This window comes from Stutzerimonas sp. C6.4V (assembly GCF_058536345.1).
Genome location: NZ_JBZUBM010000001.1, coordinates 2,069,699 through 2,084,195, shown reverse-complemented (window position 1 = coordinate 2,084,195; position 14,497 = coordinate 2,069,699). Strand labels below are relative to the sequence as shown.

Genomic DNA, 14,497 nt, shown 5'->3' with positions numbered 1-14,497 from the left:
GAGTGATGGCATGCACCCGCAGATTCAAGAAGTTACCGAGCGATTGATTGAACGCAGCCGGCCGACGCGCCAGCGCTATCTTGCGCAGATGGCTGGCGCGGCAAGCGACGGGCCTCAGCGCGGCAAGCTGCAATGCGCCAACTTTGCTCATGGCGTCGCCGGTTGCGGATCGCAAGATGACAAGCAACGGTTGCGGCTGATGAACGAAGCGAACGTGGCCATCGTTTCGGCCTATAACGACATGCTTTCGGCTCACCAGCCGTACCAATATTTTCCCGACGTGATCAAGGAGGCCCTGCGCGAGATGGGGTCGGTCGGCCAGTTTGCTGGTGGCGTACCGGCGATGTGCGATGGCGTGACCCAGGGCGAAGCGGGCATGGAACTCAGCCTTGCCAGTCGCGAAGTGATCGCCATGGCAACCGCCGTTGCGCTTTCACACAACATGTTCGATGGCGCGCTGTATCTCGGTATATGCGACAAGATCGTCCCTGGCCTGATGATTGGCGCGCTGCGCTTCGGGCACCTGCCGACCGTCTTCGTCCCGGGCGGGCCGATGACGTCGGGCATCCCAAACAAGCAGAAAGCGGAAGTGCGCCAGCGTTACGCAGAGGGCAAGGCCAGCCGGGAGGAGCTGCTGGAGTCGGAAATGCTTTCGTACCATAGCCCCGGCACGTGCACCTTCTACGGCACAGCGAACACCAACCAGGTGGTGATGGAGATCATGGGTCTGCACCTGCCTGGCTCTTCATTCGTCAATCCCTATACCCCGCTGCGTGACGAGCTCACCCGTGAGGCCGCGCGTCAGGTGACCCGCCTGACGCCGCAGTCGGGTAACTACGTGCCGCTGTGCAAGATCGTCGATGAAAAGTCGATCATCAATTCGGTCGTAGCCCTCAATGCTACTGGCGGCTCGACCAACCATACCCTGCACATTCCGGCGTTTGCCCAGGCCGCGGGCATACAGCTGACCTGGCAGGACATGGCGGATATCTCGGCCGTGACACCGACGCTGGCGAAGGTCTACCCGAACGGTCAGGCGGACGTTAACCATTTCCACGCCTGCGGTGGTGTTCCGTTCATGGTGCGTACGCTGCTTGAGGCGGGCCTGTTGCACGAAGACGTTTACACGGTTCTGGGCAAAGGCCTCAGCCAATACACCAAGGAACCCTTCCTCGAAGACGGAAAGCTCGTCTGGCGCGAGGGCTCTGAAAGCAGTCTGGACGAGGCGATTCTGCGCCCGGTCGAGCGAGCGTTCTCGCCCGAGGGCGGTTTGCGAGTGCTGGAAGGGAATCTTGGCCGCGGGGTCACCAAAATCTCCGCCGTAGCGCCTGAACATCGCATCGTGGAAGCACCAGCGCGTGTATTCAGCGACCAGACCGAATTGGCCCAGGCGTTCAAGAACGGCGAGCTGGAGAAGGACTTCGTTGCGGTTGTCAGGTTCCAGGGGCCAAAGGCCAACGGCATGCCCGAACTGCACAAGCTGACGCCATTCCTCGGCGTGCTGCAGGATCGCGGCTACAAGGTCGCATTGGTAACGGACGGGCGTATGTCCGGCGCTTCAGGAAAAGTCCCTGCCGCTATCCATGTCAGCCCGGAAGCGTTGGATGGCGGCCCGCTGTGCCGCGTGCGTGACGGTGACATCATTCGAGTCGATGGCGAAACAGGGGAGCTTCGAGTGCTGGTCGATCAAGCCGAATTCGACAGTCGCGAAGCAATATCAGCCCCGAGCGATCTGGGAATCGGCTGTGGGCGCGAGCTGTTTGGTTTCCTTCGGGCGGCCTTCAGCCCTGCGGAGAAAGGCGCAAGCGTATTCACCGAAGAATTGGAGTCGCTCAAGTGACGGCGCTGGTAGGTGATATCGGCGGCACCAATGCGCGCTTTGCGCTCTGGCGCGACGGGCAGATCGAGTCGGTGCGGGTGTTGCCGACGGTCGAATACCCACGTCCCGAAGACGCCATCCGTGCCTATCTCAAGGCGGTGGGGCAGGGCGTGGAGGCGCTTCAGGCGGTCTGCCTGGCCTGTGCCGGTCCGGTGTCCGGCGATGAATTTGCCTTCACCAACAATCATTGGCGCCTGAGCCGAACGGCTTTCTGCGAGGACCTGGGGCTGAGTGATCTGCTCCTGATCAATGATTTCACCGCCATGGCACTGGGCATGACCCGGCTGCGCGAGGGCGAGCTGGTGGAAGTGTGCCCGGGCCAATCGGCAGCGGGCCGAGCACGGCTGGTGATTGGGCCGGGTACTGGCCTGGGTGTCGCGACGTTGCTGCCGTTGTCCGATGGGGTCTGGCAGGCGCTGCCAGGTGAGGGCGGGCATGTCTGCCTTCCGATCGGTACGACCCGGGAGGCGGCGCTTTGGGCGCGCCTGCATGAAAAACTGGGCCACGTGAATGCCGAGTCCGTTCTCAGCGGTGGTGGCCTGCTGGAGCTCTACCGGACCAGCTGCGCGCTTGACGGCGAAGCTCCACGATTCACCACGCCCGCTGAAATCACTGCTGCGGCACTCTCGGGTGACGCCTACGCCGCAGCGGTACTGGAACAATTCTGCGTTTGGCTGGGTCGTATCGCCGGCGATAACGTACTCACCACTGGTGCGCAGGGTGGGGTCTACATCGCTGGCGGCATAGTGCCGCGCTTTGTCGAGTTCTTCGTGCGAAGCGGCTTCAGCAAAAGCCTGCGCGACAAAGGGCACATGAGCCGGTACTTTGATCAAATCCCCGTGTGGGTGGTGACAGCGGAGTACCCAGGGCTGGAAGGCGCAGGCGTTGCCTTGCAGCAGCGGCTGGAGGGATCGCACGACAGCCACTGACCGGACGGGGCGCATCTGCATAACAAGAGAAGGGAAGCCAGGTGACTCAGGCTGGAAGATCTGTTCTGCTGGTCGACGATGACCAGGAAATCCGCGACTTGCTGGACGCGTATCTCACTCGTTCCGGCTTTCATGTGCGTACCGTGGCTGACGGAGCGCAGTTCCGTCAGGCCATGGCAAGCGATCCGGCCGATCTGGTGATCCTGGATGTCATGCTGCCCGACGAGGACGGCTTCAGCCTGTGCCGTTGGGTACGTGGCCATCAACGTCTGGCGCAGATGCCGATCATCATGCTGACCGCCAGCTCCGATGAAGCAGATCGAGTGATAGGGCTGGAGCTGGGTGCTGATGATTATTTGGGCAAACCCTTCAGCCCACGCGAGCTGCTGGCCCGGATCAAGGCGCTGCTGCGCCGGGTTCATTTTGGGCAGGAGCGTGTCAGCGACGTCCTGGCGTTCGACGAATGGCGGCTGGATATGGTCAGCCATCGCCTCTTTCACCAGGACGGCGAGGAAGTGCTGCTGTCTGGCGCGGACTTTGCGCTGCTCAAGCTGTTCCTCGACCATCCCCAGCAGATTCTCGACCGCGACACCATTGCCAACGCCACTCGTGGTCGCGAGGTGATGCCGCTCGAGCGCATCGTTGACATGGCGGTCAGCCGGCTGCGCCAACGACTGCGTGACACCGGCAAGTGCCCGCGGTTGATTCGTACCGTGCGCGGGAGCGGCTACCTGCTGGCCACGCAAGTTGCCCCACACCATGACGCGCTCGGTTAATCGTCGGTGGTTGCCGGTCCCGCGCTCACTGCTTGGCCGGATGCTCCTGCTGACGCTTCTGGTCGTGCTGATGGCGCAAGCGCTGTCAAGCTTCATCTGGGTTTCGCAGCTTCGCGCGAGCCAGATGGAGGGGTTGCTGACCAGCGCCCGCAGCCTGGCGCATTCGATGTCCGCCAGCGTCAGCTACTTTCGCTCCCTGCCGTTAGGTTATCGACCGCTTGTGCTCGATCAGCTGCGCAGCATGGGTGGCACGCGTTTTTTCGTATCGTTGAACGACAAGCCGCTGGAAATGCAGATCCTGCCGCCGACCGAGCGCAAGCAGGCTGTGCTGGCAGAAGTGGACGAAGTACTGCGCGAGCGCCTCGGCAAGGATGTCGACATGTCCGTGAGCTTCGTCAGTCCTGATGACCTGCGCATCTTCAACGGCGGCCTGAAGCTCGATGAGTTGCCGCGGTCCTGGGCACATTACGCATTGAGCCTGGAACCGCTGAACCCGCCAGTGCTGGTCACGCAGATTCAGATCGCGCCGGATGAGTGGTTGTATCTTGCCTCGCTGATGCCCGCGCCCTACGTCAGTCTCGAGGACGAAGGGATCCCCATGCAGCAACTCTGGTTCATCTTTCTCACCAGCAGCTTTCTGCTGCTGTTTATCGGCATCCTGGTGCATTGGCAGAGCCGACCCCTTAAACGACTCGCACAGGCGGCGAGGGAAATGTCACTGGGCAGCGAGGTGGAGCTGCTTCCTGAGTCTGGAGGTAGTGAGGTGATCGAGGTCAGCCGCGCCTTCAACAGCATGCGCGAGCGGATCGGACGTTACCTGACCGAACGCAGCCAGCTGTTCAGTGCGATCTCGCATGATCTGCGCACCCCGATCACGCGGCTGCGGTTGCGGGTGGAGCTGCTGGAAGATGAAACGCTGCAACGTAAATTCAGCCGCGACCTGGACGAGCTGGAGCTATTGGTCAAAGGCGCGCTTCAATGTGTGAAGGACACCGATATCCACGAGAACATCGAGCCTCTGGACCTCAATCTGCTACTCGATTGCGTGACCGAGCCGTACCTGGCGCCGGCCGGCAACGGTCGCGTGACGGTCCAGGGCCGGGCGCGGGCGCCCTATGCCGGCAAGCCATTGGCACTCAAGCGTTGCATAGGCAATCTGCTGGACAACGCGTTGAAATATGGCGAGCGAGCACATCTGCTCATCGAAGACGATGCAGAGACCTTTGTCTTGCATGTCGATGACGAAGGTCCAGGCGTGCCAGAGGCATGGCTCAAGCAGGTCTTCGAGCCGAACTTTCGTTTGGCGGCCAAGCAGCCCGGTTACGGGTTGGGGCTAGGTATCGCGCGCAACATCGCGCATGCGCACGGTGGCGAAATCAGCTTGCGCAACCTGCCGGCAGGCGGGTTGCGGGTAACCCTGAGCCTGCCGCGCGACAATAGATGAAGTCCAGCCTGGCGATCTCCGCTTCGTTACCAACCCCTGGGTTTTGTAACGAAGCGGTGACCATTCGCTATCCCTTCGTTACCCGGCGCGGGTTCGGGCGCGCCTAGAATCGATGCAGCGCAGGCACAGACTTGCATCGATAAAAACAAGAAAGGAAGTCCCATGAACGCGATTCATCGTTTGGTTACTGCTGTTTCCCTTGCATCCATCGTTCCGTTCGCCCAAGCCGGCGAAGTCGAAGTGCTGCACTGGTGGACGTCGGGCGGCGAGAAACGCGCTGCCGACACCCTGCAGCGACTGGTCGAGGAAGAGGGCCACACCTGGAAGGATTTCGCCGTTGCAGGCGGTGGTGGTGAGGCGGCGATGACCGTGCTCAAGACCCGTGCCGTCTCCGGCAACGCACCCGCTGCAGCCCAGATCAAAGGCCCCGACATCCAGGAGTGGGGCGAGCTGGGCCTGCTCACCGATCTCAATGATGTGGCCGAGAAAGCCAACTGGGACAAGCTACTGCCCAAGCAGGTCTCGGCTGCGATGAAATATGACGGTGATTACGTAGCTGTGCCGGTCAACGTGCACCGCGTCAACTGGCTGTGGATCAACCCGGACGTGTTCGAGAAAGCCGGCGTTGAACCACCGAAGACACTCGATGAATTTTTCGCTGTTGCCGACAAGCTGAAAGCGGCGGGCTTCATGCCAATCGCTCATGGTGGCCAACCATGGCAGGACGGAACCGTCTTCGAAGATCTGGCGCTGGCCATCCTCGGCCCAGAGGATTTCCGCAAGGCGTTCGTTGAGCTCGACCGAGAGGTGCTGACGGGCGACAAGATGGTCAAGACGTTCGAAGCGCTGAAAAAGCTGCGCAGCTACGTCGACAACAACGCAGCGGGCCGCGACTGGAACAGCGCCACAGCCATGGTCATGAACGGCAAGGCCGGCATGCAGATCATGGGTGACTGGGCCAAGAGCGAGTGGACCGCGGCGAAGAAGATCGCCGGAGACGACTACACATGCGTGCCGTTCCCGGGAACCCAGGGCAGCTTCGCCTACAACATCGACTCGCTTGCAATGTTCAAGCTGAACAACGATGACAATCGGAAGGCTCAGCAGGATCTGGCTCGGATCGTCATGGAGCCGGAATTCCAACAATTCTTCAATCAGAACAAGGGCTCCATTCCAGTTCGGCTCGATCAGGACATGAGCGAGTTCGATGCCTGTGCGCAGCAGTCGATGAAGGATTTCAAGGAGGCGGCAGATGGCCCTGGGCTGGTGCCTAGCCTTGCTCACGGCATGGCCGCATCCAGCTATGTGCAGGGCGCTGTGTTCGACGTCGTAACAAACTTCTTCAACGACCCGTCGGCCGATCCGAAGAAAGCTGCCCAGCAATTGGCTGCTGCGATTCAGGCAGTCCAGTAGCGCTTATGGGGCGCGAACCCTCGTGCCCCGTCTACAGCAAACAACCGGATGCCTTCGGCATCAACACCCTGCGGTAGAGCCGGTCGGCTGGCCGCAACGGGACCGGCTTGCTCGATATCACTGGTGTCGGTCGACGTATTGATCGCCGATGTTGAAGCGCTATCAGTAGCGGGACTGTGATGGAACCTGAACTAAATCGGAGCCAACCATGAGCTCAACGGCTGTATTCACCAAGGCTTCGCCGCTGGATGCGCTGCAGAACTGGCTGCCCAAGCTGGTGCTGGCGCCGAGCATGCTGATCGTGCTGGTAGGCTTTTATGGCTATATCGCCTGGACCTTCCTGCTTTCGTTCACCAACTCAAGCTTCATGCCCAGCTACAAATGGGTCGGGCTGCTGCAGTACGAGCGGCTCTGGAACAATGATCGGTGGTGGGTCGCCAGCAAGAATCTGCTGGTCTTCGGCGGGCTGTTCATTGCAATCAGTCTCGCGATTGGTGTGTTGCTGGCAGTACTGCTGGACCAGCGCATTCGTCGCGAAGGCTTTATTCGTACCGTCTATCTGTACCCGATGGCGCTGTCGATGATCGTCACCGGCACCGCCTGGAAGTGGCTACTGAACCCTGGCTTGGGCATCGACAAGATGCTGCGCGACTGGGGTTGGGAAGGCTTTCGTTTCGACTGGCTGGTAGACCCGGACCGCGTGGTCTATTGCCTGGTGATCGCAGCCGTGTGGCAGGCCTCGGGTTTCGTCATGGCGCTATTTCTTGCCGGTTTGCGCGGCGTCGACCAATCCATCGTGCGAGCCGCGCAGATCGACGGCGCAAGCCTGCCGAGCATCTACTTGCGCATCATTCTTCCCAGCCTGCGTCCGGTGTTTTTCAGTGCGCTGATGATCCTCGCGCACATCGCGATCAAGGCGTTCGACCTTGTGGCGGCGATGACTGCAGGGGGGCCGGGTTACGCCTCCGATCTGCCGGCAATGTTCATGTACACGCACACCTTCACTCGCGGGCAGATGGGGCTCGGCGCAGCGAGCGCGATCCTCATGCTGGGCGCTGTGATGGCAATCGTCGTGCCTTATCTGTATTCGGAACTGAGGAACAAGCGCCATGACTAGCCATGTAGGGCAAAAGCGCCTGACGTTCAGTCGAGTGGCGATATACGCAACGCTGCTAGTAGCCGTCGCGATGTATCTCGTACCGCTGGTGGTCATGCTGCTGACCAGCTTGAAGACACCTGCCGACATCCGCACCGGTAACCTGCTGTCCTGGCCGGAGGTCACGACCGTTATCGGGTGGGTCAAGGCTTGGGATGCGGTTGGCGGTTACTTCTGGAACTCGGTCAAGATAACCGTTCCGGCAGTCATCATTTCGACGCTGCTCGGTGCGCTGAATGGCTACGTACTCGCCATGTGGCGCTTCCGTGGCTCGCAGCTGTTCTTCGGATTATTGCTGTTTGGCTGCTTCCTGCCGTTCCAAGTGATCTTGCTGCCCGCGTCCTTCACCCTTGGGCAGCTCGGGCTGGCCAACACCACGCCGGGCCTGGTGCTGGTGCATCTGGTTTATGGCCTTGCCTTCACCACGCTCTTCTTCCGCAACTTTTATGTGAGTGTGCCGGATGCGTTGATCCGCGCAGCGCGCTTGGACGGTGCTGGATTCTTCACCATATTCGCTCGAATCCTGCTGCCGATGTCGATCCCAACGATCATGGTTTGCCTGATCTGGCAGTTCACGCAGATCTGGAACGACTTCCTCTTCGGTGTGGTGTTCGCCAGCGGCGATACACAGCCGATCACCGTGGCGTTGAACAACTTGGTGAACACCAGCACGGGGGTCAAGGAATACAACGTCGATATGGCTGCGGCGATGATTGCCGGGCTGCCAACGCTGGTGGTGTACATCCTTGCCGGCAAGTATTTCCTGCGTGGGCTCACCGCCGGCGCGGTCAAGGGATAGGAGAACAACAATCATGGCTGCACTCGAACTTTGTAACGTCCGCAAGAGCTATCCCGGCAGCAACCACGACACGCTGAAAGACATCGACCTCAAGATCAATGACGGCGAGTTCTTGATCCTGGTCGGGCCTTCCGGCTGTGGCAAATCCACCTTGATGAACTGCATCGCGGGTCTGGAAGAGATTACCGGTGGGGAGATCCGCCTGGACGGAGCCGACATCAGTGGTGCCAGCCCCAAGGACCGCGACATCGCCATGGTATTTCAGTCCTACGCGCTGTACCCGACGATGACCGTGCAGGAAAACATCGCCTTCGGCTTGAAGATGCGCAAGGTGCCAGCGGCGAAGATCGAGGAAGAAGTCTCGCGCGTCGCCAAGTTGCTGCAGATCGAACATCTGTTGAGCCGTAAGCCATCCCAGTTGTCCGGCGGTCAGCAGCAGCGCGTCGCCATGGGAAGGGCGTTGGCACGGCGGCCGAAGATCTATCTGTTTGACGAGCCGCTTTCCAACCTCGACGCCAAGCTGCGGGTGGAAATGCGCACCGAAATCAAGCTGATGCATCAGCGTTTGAAGACCACGACGGTCTACGTCACCCATGACCAGATCGAAGCGATGACGCTGGGCGACAAGGTTGCGGTGATGAAGGACGGCATCGTTCAGCAATTCGGTACTCCCAAGGAGATCTACAACAACCCGGCCAACCTGTTCGTGGCAAGTTTCATTGGGTCACCCCCGATGAACTTCATTCCGCTGCGGTTGACCCGCCAGGCAGATGGCTGGCGCGCGCTGCTGGAGAGTGGTCAGGATCGTTGTGAATTGCCGTTGAGCCTGGCTGACGGGCAGGCGCTGGACGGCCGGGAGGTCATCCTCGGTATACGCCCCGAGCAGATCAGCGTCGGCACTGAAGCCGAGATGCCTTCGCTGCGTGCCGAAGTCCAGGTCATTGAGCCGACCGGGCCGGACACCATGATTTTTGTCAGCCTCAACCAGACCAAGGTCTGTTGCCGACTGGCTCCGGACGCCGCACCGAATCCCGGCGAGAGTCTGACGCTGCAGTTCGAGCCTGAGAAAGTGCTGCTGTTCGACGCGCAGACCGGTGAACGATTGGGAGTCGCGCCCGGAAACGGTTCGGCAGGACGCAATAGCACCGTCACCCGGCTGGTTGCACGCTGACTGATCTTTCTCGCGGAAGTAGGAAAAGGCCCGGTCACCGTATAACTGCGTACCGGCGCCGGCCGTAAGGGAATGCTATTGATATTCCTGATTTTTCATCGGTTGGCGGTCATATGCCGCGAGCTGTGAAATGCGATCCGCAGCAGCTACGGCGACTGCGGATCGAAGGAGAGCCAAAGCGGCTCAATCCAACGGCAGCAACAACAATAAGAGCTAATTGGAGCGGATATGAAGAAAACCACACGCCTGAGCCTCGCTGTTTCGCTGGGCAGTCTTGCCATGCCGTTTGCCGCGCACGCGCTGGACTTCAATGGCTACGTGCGCAGCGGTATCGGTGAATCGAGCGGCAGCGAATCGCAAGCCTGTTTTCAACTGCCGGGCGCAGCGTCCAAGTTCCGACTGGGTAACGAGTGCGAGCAGTACGCCGAATTGGGGCTGCGTCAGGACCTGTTCACCATGGACGACGGCTCGGTGTTGAGCGTCGAGGGCATGGCGGCGCTGTATAACGAGTACGACCACACCCCGAAATTCACTGACGACCATGGGTTCGCGCGGCTAGTTCAGGCCTATGCCGAGTGGAGCAACATCGCGGCGCTGAACAATGGGTCGCTGTGGGCCGGTCGACGGTTCTACAAGCGGAACGACATTCATATCTCTGACTTCTACTACTGGAACCAGAGCGCGACCGGTGCCGGTATCGAAAACGTCGAGATCGGAGGTCTGCAATACAGCTACGCCTTCTCGCGCAAGGACAGCGTCTTTCAGGAAAACTACACCAATCGTCACGATTTCAACGTCGGCGGCATCGACACCAATCCTGGCGGTGAGCTGCAGTTCGGCGTTAGCTACATTGCCGACCCGGATCGCGGCGACTCCAATAGCGGCTGGTCAGTGACGGCTCAGCATGAGCAGGTTGGGTTTCTCGGTGGTAGTAATACCTTCGCTGTCCAATATGGCGAAGGCCCCGGCACCGGGCTTGGCTACACGGGCGATGTGACATTGGATGAGAGTGCCAAAAGCTGGCGGGTCGTGGAGTTCTTCGACTGGCAGGTTACGCCGCGTTTTGGCGGTCAGTTCCAGGTCGTCTATCAGAAAGACAAGCGTCAGGATGGTGGAGATCAGGATTGGATCTCGGTCGGTGTGCGCCCGGTTTATGCGCTGACGGAAGAATTCAAGCTGGTGGCCGAGGTGGGCCACGACCAGATCGACGCTGAAGCCGGCACCCGCAAGCTCACCAAGTTCACTGTCGCCCCAACCTGGTCGCCGGCAGGTCCGGAGTTTTGGGCGCGTCCCGAATTTCGCCTCTATTACACCTACGCTCAGTGGAACGATGCTGCACAGGACGCCGCCAATCTGATGGCTGCCGGAAGTGCACTGTCTGAGACCGGCGCCTTCGGCAGCGCTCAACACGGTTCCAACTTTGGCGTTCAGGTCGAATACTGGTGGGATTGATTGTGTCGATAGGCTAATTCGCTTAGAACCTCCCGGCAGCCAGGGCCTCTACTAGCCGTAGGGGCCGTGGCTGAACTGGAGGTGGTTTTGGGCGACAAGGCGAAAAATCCATGCATTAGTATCTGCAAGCTCAAAGACGACATCTGCATCGGCTGCGGTCGCAGCCGGGACGAGATGAAAGCCTGGAAGGGCATGAAGAACAAGGAACGCAAAGCGGTCAATGAAGTGGCCGCCCAGCGGCTTAAGGAACTAGGCAAACCAAAAAAGAAAAAGAAGTGATCAGCTGTCTTCGGATGGATAGCGGGTCGCCATCAGGCTTTCCTTGATCTTGCGTAGATGCGGCTGGAAATCGACGCCGCGTCTCAGCGTTACGCCAGCAGCCAGTGCGTCCAGTACCGTCAGCTGGATGATTCTTGATGTCATGGGCATATAGATGTCTGTGTCCTCCGGCAGAGGAATATCGAGGCTCAGCGTGCACACCTTCGCCAGCGGCGAATCCGCAGCGGTCAGTCCCAGTACCGAAGCGCCGTTATCCCGCGCGATGGTTGCGGCTTCCACCAGCTCTCGGGTGCGGCCGGTATAGGAGATGATCACGAACAGATCGCCCGTGTGCGCGACCGATGCGAGCATCCGCTGCATCAGCACGTCGACGTGGGCTGTGACCGGCAAGTTGAAACGAAAGAACTTGTGTTGCGCGTCCAGCGCTACGGACGCCGATGCGCCCAATCCGAAGAAGTGAATCTGGCGTGCCTGGATCATCAGATCGACAGCATGGCTGATCACTTGCGGGTCGATGGCCCGGCAAGCGCTATCCAGCGACGCGATAGCGCTGCCGAAAATCTTTCTGGTATAGGCCTCCGGTCCGTCGTTCGCTTCTACAGCGCGGCTGACATAGGCGGCGCCGCTGGCCAGGCTCTGTGCCAGCTGGATTTTCAGCGCGGGGTAGCCAGCCGCGCCGAACGACCGGCAGAAGCGGTTGACGGTGGGCTCGCTGACCTTAGCGGCCTGAGCCAGCGCTGCGATGCTGAAACGCGTTGCCTCCTGCGGGTCACGAAGGATTACTTCGGCGACCTTTCGCTCTGCCTTGTTCAACTCATCGAGCCGATTTTTTATCTGTTCCAAGAGATTTTTCATGCGGTCCATGTCTCTTCCTTCAGGGACTCACGCCCGATGCTGCCGATAGTAGCGAATCCGATGTGGGAAAAATCGGCTTATGTTGTTTTAACAACAACATTTTGTGCTTAAACTGCGGACAGACTCCTGCCATGAAGCCTAATTTGGTTAATTAAAAAATCATGCCTGCCATTACTGTTGATGCGACTACGTTTGCCTTGTTCGGCGCGCTTGGAGATTTAGCGTTGCGCAAGCTGTTTCCCGCACTTTATCAACTCGATCGGGCGGGGTTGCTCCATGCCGATACGCGCATTCTGGCGCTTTCTCGCGACCAAGGGGAGCCGGCCACCCATCTCGAACGCATAGACCAGGCGCTTCGGCGTTACGTGCCCGCTGCTCAGGTGGACGATGCCGTATTGGACCGATTCAAGGCTCGTCTGGATTACCTGGCCATGGATTTCCGCAACGCGGAAGACTACGCAGCGCTGACCCGAATGGTCGCGCCCGGGATGCCGCTGATAGCCTATTTCGCCACGCCGGCTGCGGTCTATGGGGCGATCTGCGAACATCTGGCTGGCGTCGGATTGGCTGAGCGGACACGTGTAGTGCTGGAAAAGCCGATCGGGCATGACCTGGAGTCATCGCGATTGGTCAACGACGCGGTCGCTCAATATTTTCCCGAGACGCGGATCTACCGAATCGATCATTACCTTGGCAAGGAGACGGTGCAGAACCTGATTGCGCTGCGCTTTGCCAACAGCCTGTTCGAGACACAGTGGAATCAGCACCACATTTCTCACGTCGAGATCACCGTGGCGGAGACGGTCGGCATCGAAGGACGTTGGGGGTATTTCGATCAGGCCGGGCAGTTACGGGACATGATTCAGAATCACCTGTTGCAGCTGCTTTGCCTGATAGCGATGGATCCCCCGAGCGATCTGACCGCCGACAGCATTCGCGACGAAAAGGTGAAGGTGCTCAAGGCATTGGCGCCGATCACGCCTGACCGGCTAAGTCAGCAGGTTGTTCGCGGGCAGTATGTTGCCGGTTCGGTCGGTGGCAAGACGGTGCCTGGGTATCTGGAAGAGGAAAATTCCAACGCCGAGAGCAGTACCGAAACCTTTGTCGCGCTTCGGGCCGAGATCTGCAACTGGCGGTGGTCTGGGGTGCCGTTCTACCTGCGCACCGGCAAGCGTATGGGTGAAAAGGTCTCGCAGATCGTCATCCATTTCAAAGAGCCGCCGTTCTATATCTTTGCTCCTGAGCAGCGCTCGTTGATCAGCAATCGGTTGATCATCCGCCTGCAGCCGGATGAGGGTATCTCGCTGCAGGTCATGACAAAGGAGCAGGGGCTGGACAAGGGGATGCATCTGCGCAGCGGGCCACTGCAGCTGAATTTTTCGCAGACCTACAAGAGTTCGCGCATCCCCGATGCTTACGAGCGGCTGCTGCTGGAGGTGATGCAGGGCAACCAGAACCTGTTTGTCCGCAAGGATGAAATCGAGTATGCCTGGAGGTGGTGCGATCAGCTGATCGACGGCTGGTCGCGCATTGGTGATGCCCCCAAGGCTTATCCGGCTGGCTCCTGGGGGCCTGTTGCATCCATCGCACTGATCACGCGCGACGGGAGGTCCTGGTATGGCGATCTCTGAACTGGACCTGCCTTCGGGCGTGGTTGCGCACAGCTTGCCCGGGCCTGAACGGTTGGCTGAAGCGCTGGCCGATCGGGTTGCGGATGCGTTGAAGTACGCGGTCTCGAATCATGATCGGGCCAGTCTGGTGGTGTCTGGCGGACGCAGCCCGATAGCCTTTCTTGAAGCCCTATCAATGCGCGAACTGCCCTGGGAAAAGGTACAGGTGAGCCTGGCCGATGAGCGCTGGGTGGATCCTGGCCAGCCCGACAGCAACGAAGGCTTGCTGCGTCGACATCTCCTGAAGAACGCTGCCGGTGACGCACATCTCATCGGTCTGTATCAGGATGCCGAAACACTGGAGCAAGCCGCCGCGCGTGCGAGTGCGAAACTGGACGAGCTCGCCCAGCCAATCGATGTGCTGGTGCTCGGTATGGGTGACGACGGCCATACCGCCTCGCTGTTCCCGAACAGCCCGCTGCTGGCGAAAGGACTGGATGAGGATGGTGTCGACCGCTGCCTGCCGATGCTGGCGCCAGTCAGCCCCGAGCAGCGCATCACCATGACCTATCCGCTCCTGGCTTCCGCGCGTGTCCAGTGCCTGGCAATCCAGGGGCCAGGCAAGCTGGAAACCCTGCGCCAGGCCATGCTTGTTGAACCTTCGCAGATGCCTATTCGCGCATTTCTGCGATCCCCTTTAGAAATCTACTGGTGCCCGTGAGGCCCGAGGACCA

Annotated in this window: 13 protein-coding genes; 12 read left to right on the top strand and 1 reads right to left on the bottom strand. The window is 59.9% G+C overall.

Translation table 11 applies throughout. The features are described 5' to 3' along the window. The first annotated feature begins 10 nt into the window (after positions 1–10). From edd to AC4LFW_RS09650, 10 genes are all read left to right on the top strand, one after another. Positions 11–1,840 (top strand): phosphogluconate dehydratase, encoded by a 1,830-nt coding sequence (gene edd, locus AC4LFW_RS09695; protein WP_491818844.1) that lies wholly within the window; start codon positions 11–13, stop codon positions 1,838–1,840. Next, a complete protein-coding gene (locus tag AC4LFW_RS09690; protein ID WP_491818843.1) occupies positions 1,837–2,808 on the top strand; it encodes a glucokinase in 972 nt (323 codons plus the stop codon). Before edd ends, AC4LFW_RS09690 begins: the two co-directional genes overlap by 4 nt. Before the next feature lie 41 nt (positions 2,809–2,849). Continuing rightward, positions 2,850–3,584, top strand: coding sequence for a response regulator (locus AC4LFW_RS09685; RefSeq protein WP_491818842.1), 735 nt, complete (start codon positions 2,850–2,852; stop codon positions 3,582–3,584). Then, positions 3,568–5,028, top strand: coding sequence for an ATP-binding protein (locus tag AC4LFW_RS09680; protein ID WP_491818841.1), 1,461 nt, complete (start codon positions 3,568–3,570; stop codon positions 5,026–5,028). Before AC4LFW_RS09685 ends, AC4LFW_RS09680 begins: the two co-directional genes overlap by 17 nt. Positions 5,029–5,190: 162 nt before the next feature. Then, positions 5,191–6,441 carry an ABC transporter substrate-binding protein gene (locus AC4LFW_RS09675; protein WP_491818840.1) on the top strand — a complete coding sequence of 417 codons (1,251 nt, stop codon included), beginning with the start codon at positions 5,191–5,193 and terminating at the stop codon, positions 6,439–6,441. A 208-nt stretch (positions 6,442–6,649) separates the two neighbouring features. Further along, complete coding sequence (locus AC4LFW_RS09670) at positions 6,650–7,558, top strand: carbohydrate ABC transporter permease (RefSeq protein WP_491818839.1); 909 nt, start codon at positions 6,650–6,652, stop codon at positions 7,556–7,558. Next, entirely contained in the window at positions 7,551–8,396 is an 846-nt protein-coding gene (locus AC4LFW_RS09665; protein ID WP_491818838.1) for a carbohydrate ABC transporter permease, read from the top strand. Before AC4LFW_RS09670 ends, AC4LFW_RS09665 begins: the two co-directional genes overlap by 8 nt. A 13-nt stretch (positions 8,397–8,409) precedes the next feature. Beyond that, positions 8,410–9,567, top strand: coding sequence for an ABC transporter ATP-binding protein (locus AC4LFW_RS09660; protein ID WP_491818837.1), 1,158 nt, complete (start codon positions 8,410–8,412; stop codon positions 9,565–9,567). A gap of 228 nt (positions 9,568–9,795) precedes the next feature. Beyond that, positions 9,796–11,019 carry a maltoporin gene (locus AC4LFW_RS09655; protein WP_491818836.1) on the top strand — a complete coding sequence of 408 codons (1,224 nt, stop codon included), beginning with the start codon at positions 9,796–9,798 and terminating at the stop codon, positions 11,017–11,019. Between the two features lie 66 nt (positions 11,020–11,085). Continuing rightward, entirely contained in the window at positions 11,086–11,298 is a 213-nt protein-coding gene (locus tag AC4LFW_RS09650) for a DUF1289 domain-containing protein (RefSeq protein ID WP_491818835.1), read from the top strand. Here the strand turns inward: AC4LFW_RS09650 and AC4LFW_RS09645 are convergent, their stop codons facing one another. After that, positions 11,299–12,162 carry a MurR/RpiR family transcriptional regulator gene (locus AC4LFW_RS09645; protein ID WP_491818834.1) on the bottom strand — a complete coding sequence of 288 codons (864 nt, stop codon included), beginning with the start codon at positions 12,160–12,162 and terminating at the stop codon, positions 11,299–11,301. A gap of 152 nt (positions 12,163–12,314) precedes the next feature. On the opposite strand from AC4LFW_RS09645, the gene zwf reads away from it, so the two are divergent. Both zwf and pgl read left to right on the top strand, forming a co-directional pair. Then, positions 12,315–13,784 (top strand): glucose-6-phosphate dehydrogenase, encoded by a 1,470-nt coding sequence (gene zwf, locus AC4LFW_RS09640; RefSeq protein ID WP_491818833.1) that lies wholly within the window; start codon positions 12,315–12,317, stop codon positions 13,782–13,784. Next, a complete protein-coding gene (gene pgl, locus AC4LFW_RS09635) occupies positions 13,771–14,484 on the top strand; it encodes a 6-phosphogluconolactonase (protein ID WP_491818832.1) in 714 nt (237 codons plus the stop codon). The genes zwf and pgl overlap by 14 nt, the downstream gene beginning before the upstream one ends. The last annotated feature ends 13 nt before the right edge of the window (positions 14,485–14,497 follow it).

Coding starts and splice junctions, on each gene's coding strand:
- AC4LFW_RS09665 (WP_491818838.1), top strand. CDS start 7,551: ATGACTAGCCATGTAGGGCAAAAGCGCCTGACGTTCAGTCGAGTGGCG.
- zwf (WP_491818833.1), top strand. CDS start 12,315: ATGCCTGCCATTACTGTTGATGCGACTACGTTTGCCTTGTTCGGCGCG.
- AC4LFW_RS09670 (WP_491818839.1), top strand. CDS start 6,650: ATGAGCTCAACGGCTGTATTCACCAAGGCTTCGCCGCTGGATGCGCTG.
- AC4LFW_RS09655 (WP_491818836.1), top strand. CDS start 9,796: ATGAAGAAAACCACACGCCTGAGCCTCGCTGTTTCGCTGGGCAGTCTT.
- edd (WP_491818844.1), top strand. CDS start 11: ATGCACCCGCAGATTCAAGAAGTTACCGAGCGATTGATTGAACGCAGC.
- AC4LFW_RS09675 (WP_491818840.1), top strand. CDS start 5,191: ATGAACGCGATTCATCGTTTGGTTACTGCTGTTTCCCTTGCATCCATC.
- AC4LFW_RS09645 (WP_491818834.1), bottom strand. CDS start 12,162: ATGGACCGCATGAAAAATCTCTTGGAACAGATAAAAAATCGGCTCGAT.
- AC4LFW_RS09660 (WP_491818837.1), top strand. CDS start 8,410: ATGGCTGCACTCGAACTTTGTAACGTCCGCAAGAGCTATCCCGGCAGC.
- AC4LFW_RS09680 (WP_491818841.1), top strand. CDS start 3,568: ATGACGCGCTCGGTTAATCGTCGGTGGTTGCCGGTCCCGCGCTCACTG.
- pgl (WP_491818832.1), top strand. CDS start 13,771: ATGGCGATCTCTGAACTGGACCTGCCTTCGGGCGTGGTTGCGCACAGC.